The 8,367-nt window shown below is 28.0% G+C and carries 5 protein-coding genes; 4 read left to right on the top strand and 1 reads right to left on the bottom strand.

The window, feature by feature from the left end; genetic code table 4:
* Window positions 1-68 precede the first annotated feature (68 nt).
* The 4 genes from ACJA22_RS04765 to ftsH all read left to right on the top strand — a co-directional run bounded on the left by ACJA22_RS04765 (window position 69) and on the right by ftsH (window position 5,904).
* Window positions 69-2,204 (top strand): ATP-dependent RecD-like DNA helicase, encoded by a 2,136-nt coding sequence (locus ACJA22_RS04765; protein WP_406617106.1) that lies wholly within the window; start codon window positions 69-71, stop codon window positions 2,202-2,204.
* Window positions 2,205-2,207: 3 nt separating this feature from the next.
* Window positions 2,208-2,768 (top strand): aminoacyl-tRNA hydrolase, encoded by a 561-nt coding sequence (gene pth / locus ACJA22_RS04760; RefSeq protein ID WP_406617105.1) that lies wholly within the window; start codon window positions 2,208-2,210, stop codon window positions 2,766-2,768.
* The gene (tilS, locus tag ACJA22_RS04755; RefSeq protein WP_406617104.1) at window positions 2,746-3,672 is read left to right on the top strand and encodes a tRNA lysidine(34) synthetase TilS; all 927 of its coding nucleotides are present in this window, start codon (window positions 2,746-2,748) and stop codon (window positions 3,670-3,672) included. Before pth ends, tilS begins: the two co-directional genes overlap by 23 nt.
* Window positions 3,673-3,777: 105 nt before the next feature.
* Window positions 3,778-5,904 (top strand): ATP-dependent zinc metalloprotease FtsH, encoded by a 2,127-nt coding sequence (gene ftsH / locus ACJA22_RS04750; protein ID WP_406617103.1) that lies wholly within the window; start codon window positions 3,778-3,780, stop codon window positions 5,902-5,904.
* Between the two features lie 104 nt (window positions 5,905-6,008).
* Here the strand turns inward: ftsH and ACJA22_RS04745 are convergent, their stop codons facing one another.
* Window positions 6,009-7,661: an IS1634 family transposase gene (locus ACJA22_RS04745; protein ID WP_406617102.1), complete on the bottom strand. Its 1,653-nt coding sequence runs from the start codon at window positions 7,659-7,661 to the stop codon at window positions 6,009-6,011.
* Between the last annotated feature and the right edge of the window lie 706 nt (window positions 7,662-8,367).

Genomic DNA, 8,367 nt, shown 5'->3' with positions numbered 1-8,367 from the left:
TTGTTAATAATTCATAAAATAAATATCTTTTTAAGAAAAATATATTAATTATTTTATAATTAATCAATATGAATAACGATACATTAGAATTAAAAGGAAGATTTAGAAAAGTCTTTGCAGGAGGAGAATCAAAAGGTTGAGTATTTGCCTTTTGTTCTTTCGTTTCAGTTGATAATAAAAATTACAGTGTATATATGAAAAACACTAAAGTAGAATTAGATACTTATTATGATATTGAAATTAGTCCGCAAGAAAATAGAGATACTTATGTTCTTAAGTCTTTATCAATTAGTAAGCCCGACAACGATAAAGAAGTTAGAAATATACTTTTAGCGAATGTTTCAGGATTAGGTGCTGCAACAATTGAAAAAATTGAAGAAATAAAAGGTAAAGATATTTGAGAAACAATTCTAGAGCAACCTGATCAAGTTCGTGGAATTATTAAAGATTCAGTTTATCAAAACCTTGTAGATTTTTGCAAAATCTATTCTACTGATAATTTAAGCTTTTTTGTTAATAACGGTTTAACTTTATTTCATTCAAAACTAGTTCAAAAATTTGGGAATGAAAACTTTGTTGAGCTTTTCAAAACTCAAGAAGATCCTTACTCATTATACATAGACTACAATTTTAAATTTGAAGAAGTTGAAAACTTTGTGAAGTTATTACTTCCTAATATGCCAATAGAACAAAAACTCAGAGCATTCATATATCATGCATTAAATGAATTAGCGATGAACAATAACACATTATTTTATCTTGAAGACATAATAAATGAAATTTCTAAGGATTTTGCAGCTTATAACAACAGTAGAATATCACGTAATCAAATAATATCAGTTATACAAGAGATGATTAATAAAGGTGAGTTATATTACAATGAAGAAAATTCTCGAATTGGTTTAACCTCAATGAGAGATAAAGAAAGATTTATAGCATATAAAGTTAAAGAGCTTGCAGCAAGAAAAGATTTAAAATCATATGATCTTAAAGTAGGTGGAAGTTTTTCAGCATCTCAAGTTCAAGCATATAAAAACGCCTTCGATTATAATTTCTCAATAATTTCAGGTTATCCAGGAACAGGAAAAAGTTATATTATTTCAAAAATCATAGATACACTTTTAAAAAGCAAACATTATAAACAAGATGAAATTGCATTATTAACACCTACAGGTAGAGCGGCAACTATTTTAACAAGAAAATGTCCAATTGAAGCTAGAACAATTCATAGCTATTTAAAACTTTCAAAAGACGATGAAGCTGTTGAATCATATGAATATTCAAATAATGCTAAAGTAGTAATCATCGATGAGTTTTCAATGGTTAATATAAATATCTTTTATTTAGTTTTAGAGTTATGTCCAAAATTAGAAAAGCTTATTTTGGTTGGAGATGAGAACCAATTGCAATGTATAGGACCTGGTAATATACTTGAAGATTTAATTAATTCTAAGAAGTTTCCAGTTGTGCATTTAAATGAAGTTTATAGAACAGATAAAAGAGATATCTTCGAACATTTTATAGCCATAAATAATAACAAAAAGCCTGTTTTACAGTCTCAATCGGTAAATTTCATGGAGTTCAATCCTAGTGAGTTTCTAAGAAATGTTATATCACTTTACCAAGATAAAGTTAATGAATACTCAATAGATGAAGTTGTATTATTACTGCCTTCATATGCGGGACAAAACGGTATTAATGCTGTAAACTCTATATTGCAAAAATGAAATGTTCAGTACAATGAACTTAAAGATCCATTAACTATTACCGCAAAAAATGAAAAGCTTTTATTTTATAAAGGCGACAAAGTTATTCAATTAGTGAATGATTATGAAAAAGATGTCTTTAATGGTGAAATAGGCTATATTAGTGAAGTTTTTCCAGAAGATGGCTCACTTGAAGTGGATTTTGGAGATAAAAAAGTAAAATATAATAGAAGTGAAATTCTTGAAAATCTAAAATTAGCTTATGCTATAACCGTTCATAAGTTCCAAGGTTCAGAATCAAAATGTGTTATTTTTGGAGTAATACCAAGACAAGCGGAACATATGCTTACGAAGAAACTTTTATATACAGCAGTATCTAGAGCCAAAGATGAATTATTATTAATTGGTTCAAGTGTTTTATATTACAACAAAATTTTAGATAATAGAAATAACGCAGAAGTTTATACCAATTTAAAAGACTTTTTAAAGGAGGATTAAGATATGAAAATGATTGTTGGATTAGGCAATCCTGGCGAAACATATAAATTCACAAGACATAACTCAGGATTTTTAGCTATAGATAAAATATGTGAAAAAACTAAAGTTGAATTAAATAAAGAAAAGTTCAATGGTGTTTTTGCAATTTGTGATGGTTTTATTTTAGCTAAACCTTTAACATATATGAATCTTTCAGGAGATTTTATTTATCCATTAGCAAACTTTTATAAAATAGATCCTTCTGATATTTTAGTTATTTATGACGATAAAGATTTTAAAGTAGGACAAGCAGCAATTAAAATCGGTGGATCAAGCGCAGGACATAACGGTATTCAAAGCATTATGAACCATTTTAAATCAAACGATTTCAAACGCTTAAGAATAGGTATTGGTAATGATAATAAAGAACCTTTAAGAGATTTTGTTTTATCAAAATTCACACCTGATGAATTTCATTTATTAGAACCTGTGCTAGAAGATGTAGCTGACGCCGCTTTATCATTTGTATACAATGATATCAATACAGTAATCAATGATTTCAATGCAAAAAGAAAGAAAAAATAAAATGTATTTATTAGGCGTTAGTGGTGGTCCAGATTCAATGTACCTTTTAAATATGTATAAGGACAAATATCCTAATGACATTTATGTGGCTTGTGTTAATTATAATGTAAGAGAAAATTCAAGCTATGATACATCTATAGTTATTGAATATTGTAAGAAGTATAATATTCCTTTTTCTATTTTAGAAATCGACAAAAATGAGTATAAAACAGGCAATTTTGAAAAATGAGCAAGAGATATTAGAATGGACTTTTTTAAAAATATATACACTATCTTAGATTGCGAAGCCTTAGTTTTAGCGCATCACAAAGATGACTTTTTAGAAAGTGCTTTTATGCAACATGATTCAAAGAGAAATGTGCTTTATTATGGAATAAAATCCAAAAACTATATTTATGGAATGCAAGTTATAAGACCATTAGTTCATAAAGTTTATAAATCCCAAATCATTAAATATTTAGATAAGCATGGCATTAAATATGCTATTGATGAAACAAATGATCAACCTATTTATACTCGCAATAAAGTTAGACAAAAACTAAACGGCTTAACTTTAAAACAAAAAGAAAGTATGTATAAATTAATAACACGCATTAATAACAGACTTAGCAACATTGAAGATGTTGCAGAAATAGAATTTAGAAAATGATTTAGAACCTGATTTAGTCAAACCTATTTTAGTAATAAAGTCGAACACAAAAAAGAAGTTGTTTATAGACTAATTCATGCTTTTTATGATGATATAAAACTTTCAGGCGGCAAAATTCAGTCAATCGTCTATTTTATTGTCGGCACTAAAAAACCAGGCAAATATATTCTTAAAGACAATGTTTATATTTCAAAAGAGCATGGAAAAATTCAACTAACATGTTCTAAGTTTTTAAAAAAAGAGTCAAAAAGTTAAAAATCGCCATATTTATACGGCAATTAATTCTTTATTTAAAATTAATAATTAAATATAATATTTATATATTTTTTTAATTTATAAACATAAACAGAAAGGAGTTGTATGGAAGAAAACAAAAAATCTAAAGGTGTTAAGATTGTGGTATGAGTAATTATCGGTTTACTTTTATTAACTTTATTATCAATTTTCTTGTTTAATAGATTTAAACCAGCTCCAACAATCTACGACACACAAATATTAGTTTCTGATTTTCGAAAAGCACAACAAAACCCTAACGATGGTATCTATATTAAAAACTTAACGGTTGATACTTGATATGGTATTGTAACGTATACCTTTGTTGATGGTAATAAGACATATTCTAGAATTGCTAATTTATCTCCTTCAGATATTCGAGATCTTACTAAGTCAATTTACGATACAACCTGAAAAACTATCGGTTTTGAATTAGCTAACCAAAAATTTGAATGAGGTGCATTATTTGCATTCAGTGCTGGAGGTAAAACAACAGGTATTACACCTGAATTAGTTTCAAACAACTACCATGTTGCGAACCTTCAAAAAGAACAAACCTCACTTTTAAGTAAATTGTTCTTCGCTATTTTACCTACTTTAATTTTAGCGCTTTTAATGTGATGATTATACCGTGGCATGATGAAGAAAAGCATGAACATGATAGGCGCTATTGGAGATGAAAAGAACCCAGCACAAAAAATTAAAAGTGATAAAACCTTTAAAGATATAGCCGGAAACAAAGAAGCTATCGAAGAAATCGAAGAAATTGTCGATTATCTTAAAAATCCTAAAAAATATGAAATTGCCGGTGCTAGAATGCCTCATGGTATCTTATTAGGAGGTCCTCCAGGTACTGGTAAAACATTATTAGCTAAAGCTACAGCTGGTGAAGCTAACGTTCCATTCTACTTTATTTCAGCCTCAAACTTCGTTGAAATGTATGTAGGTCTTGGTGCAAAAAGAGTTAGAACAGTAGTTGAAGAAGCTCGTAAAAATGCTCCATCTATTATCTTTATAGATGAACTTGATGCTATTGGACGTACACGTGGTTCAGGTATTGGTGGTGGTCACGACGAACGTGAACAAACCTTAAACCAATTACTTGTTGAAATGGACGGTATGAAAGAAAATAATGGTTTATTATTCTTCGCCGCAACAAACCGTACAGACGTACTTGACCCAGCTTTAACACGTCCTGGTCGTTTCGATAGAACTATTACAGTTGGATTACCAGATGTTAAAGAACGTCAAGAAATCTTAGAATTACATGCTAAAGGTAAAAGATTATCTCCAGATGTTAGTTTAGCTCAAGTAGCAAAAAGAACTCCTGGATATTCAGGTGCTCAATTAGAAAATGTTATTAATGAAGCAAGTTTACTTGCTGTTAGAAGAAATTCAGATATTATCAAAAGAGAAGATATTGATGAAGCTATTGATAGAGTTATGGCTGGTCCTGCTAAAAAGAACAGAGTTATAACTAAAGCTGAATTAACCATGGTAGCATACCATGAAGCTGGACACGCAGTTGTTGGTATTAAGATGCCTGGTGCAAACAAAGTTCAAAAGATTACAATTATTCCTCGTGGTCAAGCCGGTGGATATAACCTTATGACTCCTGAAGAAGAAAAATACAACTTAACTAGAAAAGAATTAATTGCTATTATCACAAGCTACATGGGTGGTAGAGCTGCCGAAGAAATTATTTACGGTAAAGACAATGTTTCAACAGGTGCTGCAGATGACTTCCAAAAAGCAACTCAATTAGCTAGAAAAATGGTTACTCAATGAGGTATGTCAGCATTAGGTCCAGTTCAATATGAACAAGATGAAGGCTCGCCATTCTTAGGTAGAGACTACTTAAAATCATCTCAAGTTTCAGCACAAGTTGCTCACGAAATCGATAATGAAATTAGAAAGATCATTATGGAAGCTGAACAACAAGCAACTAAGTTAATTCAAGAAAATAGAGAACTTCATGAATTAATTAAAACTGCTTTACTTGAAAAAGAAACAATTGTTGCTGAAGAAATTGAATATATTGCTAAGAATATGAAACTTCCACCTGAAAAGCCTAAAAACGCAGAAGTTCATAATTCAATCCTTGATTTAGATCAATTATTAAAAGATGATAGTTCAGAAATTAATTCATCAGATAATGCTGTTGAAGTTGTCGTAGAAGACAAACCAAAAGATGATTCAGATTCTAAAAAATAATATAAGAGACTAGCTTAAAGTAACAAGCTAGTTTTTCCCGAGTTTCCAACTTTTACAATGTAATTTTTAACAACTCATCTGTTTGATGAGCTGTTTTTAATAATTTAAAATTTTAATTCATTTAAAATTCTTAAATATGTTTGATAATCTTGAATTGCTTGATTATTGTTGTCGTTAATAATATATTCTTCACTTTCAATTTTTCCGTCAATAATCTTGCATGTTTTGATTGTTTCTTTTATTACATCTTGTAATTTTTTGATTGTGATTTTTTCATCTACAACACCGAGTTCTTTCAAACCTTTGTTTAAATAATAAATAACAAAATTTAATAAAACAAGAGATAAGAAGCAAAGTACGAAATGACCTTCAATATGCTTTTCACTTCATACATAAATAGGTCTTACAGCTAAAGCACTTTTTAAAGCTCTAAAGTTTGATTCTATTTGTCATTGTTTTGAATATAAATTCACAATTTCTTCAGGTGATAAATCAAATCTAGAGGTTTCATAAGCATAATATCCGTCAAACTTTTCATCTTCGATAATTTTGTCATAGTTAAGTTTGTAATAACCTTTACCACCAACTTTTTCGAAGAATTTAAACTTCTTTTGACCGAACATTACTTGAACATGAACTAGTCCGTCTTTATCTTGTCTTTTAATAAAATTATCGATTAAAATTTGTCTATCATTTTTATCTTTTAATGCTCTTTTTTTACTATATGTTACTACCAATCTTCTCTTGTGTCCGTTTGCTCTTCTATTCTTTCAAAACGAATAAAAAGTAGTTTCTTTATATTCAAAATTATTGTCTCCAAAATAGCCGGATTCATCTATTGCAAAGGTCTTTCGGTCATTTGAAGCCGCTTTTAATCTATAAGATAAAATGTAATCAATATCGTTATCTTCTAAGAATCTTATGTTTCTATTTGTACTCATTCCTCTATCAGCAATGAGTGTTACTTTGTTTAATTCATATTGTGATTTTATATTCAAAATAAAATTAATAAATGTTGATGCATCAGCAGTGTTCCCTTTGAATAATTTATAGTGAATTGGAATGCCGTTTTCATCTGTTGCTAAACCTAAAACAATTTGATCTTCTTTGAATTTTCCATCTTTAGAATAACCTGGATATCTCAATCCTTCTCTTACAAAACTTTCAAAATATACCGTTGAAGAGTCGTATCAAATAATATCTATTTTTCTATTTTTATCTTTGATCAATGTATCGTTAACACTCTTTAAAATGTTATTTTTATTTTCAGCTAAATAGTCTAAAGTATTATAAAATGTCGTCTTTTCAACTTCTAAATTTATATTGAATTTGTCTTTATTTTTAAAGGATGAAAGCATGCTACCCGGATTTACAATTCTATTTGAAATCATATATTTTAATAAATCATTTAAATACTTGGATTTTGATACTTTAGCATCTTTAAAAGGATTTAATTTTTCTAAGAAACTGTATAACAAATCATATCCATAATTGAACTGTTTTGTTTCAATTTTAACCTTGCTTATATCTAACTCTAATTGTCTAATTATCATATTTCTATCTCAATCAGTATTGTAGTTTTGAGATAGTTTTTTATTTTTTTCTACTGGATCAGAACAATATTTTTCTCATTTTTCAACTGTACCGATACCGATAGATTTCTTATAACCTTTGCCAAATCCTCCTGAAAGTGCTAAAGATAAGTAAGTAGAGTTCTTATTTTTTCTTGAAATTAATAGTCATTTGTCTTTTTTCATATCTTTATTATACCACAAATTACAATGTAATTATGTAAAAAAATAACTTTTTTATTTATATATAAATAACACTGAAAAAAGTAATAAAAAAAGAGCTCCAACTTGGAAACTCAGGAGATTCTAAAAAATAATATAAGAGACTAGCTTAAAGTAACAAGCTAGTTTTTCTTTTTCCTTTGTTAAATAGAGCAATAAGTCAAAATTGTAGCGCATGACGTCGTTATAACAAAAGCCAAAAATAACACCACAATTAATCATAAAATTTAGCAGTAAAAAACCATTTTATAACTGATTAAATTTAGAAAATAAGTGTGATTTCATTCCGATTTTTTTCAATTGAAACATAAATTTGAAGAAGAAAACAAACAAAAATCCATAAATTTTACGAATTATATTCAGATTTCGTTAACAGTGTGTTGTTATCGTCCCGTTTATTCAGGAATATACTATTTGCATGTTTTTATCAAAACAAGTATTTAGACAAAGAACAAGTTCTTAAAATATAAATATCATTAATAATTTAGGTTTATCATTTTTGTCGAAAATGCCTATAAAATAAAAGAATAATAAAATATTTACTTTATAGTTTTTGACTGAAACATCTTATTATAATCCTTATATTTAAAGCTTAAATATAGGACCGAGTATAAATTTTTAATATTTAATATTAATATATAATTTAACTAAATTAGTAATAAATTAATAT

The sequence above is a fragment of the Mycoplasmopsis adleri genome, assembly GCF_045276205.1.
Lineage (GTDB): Bacteria > Bacillota_I > Bacilli_A > Mycoplasmatales > Metamycoplasmataceae > Mycoplasmopsis > Mycoplasmopsis adleri.
Note: the sequence above shows the minus strand (reverse complement) of the source record. Positions and strands in the feature narration are given on the sequence as shown.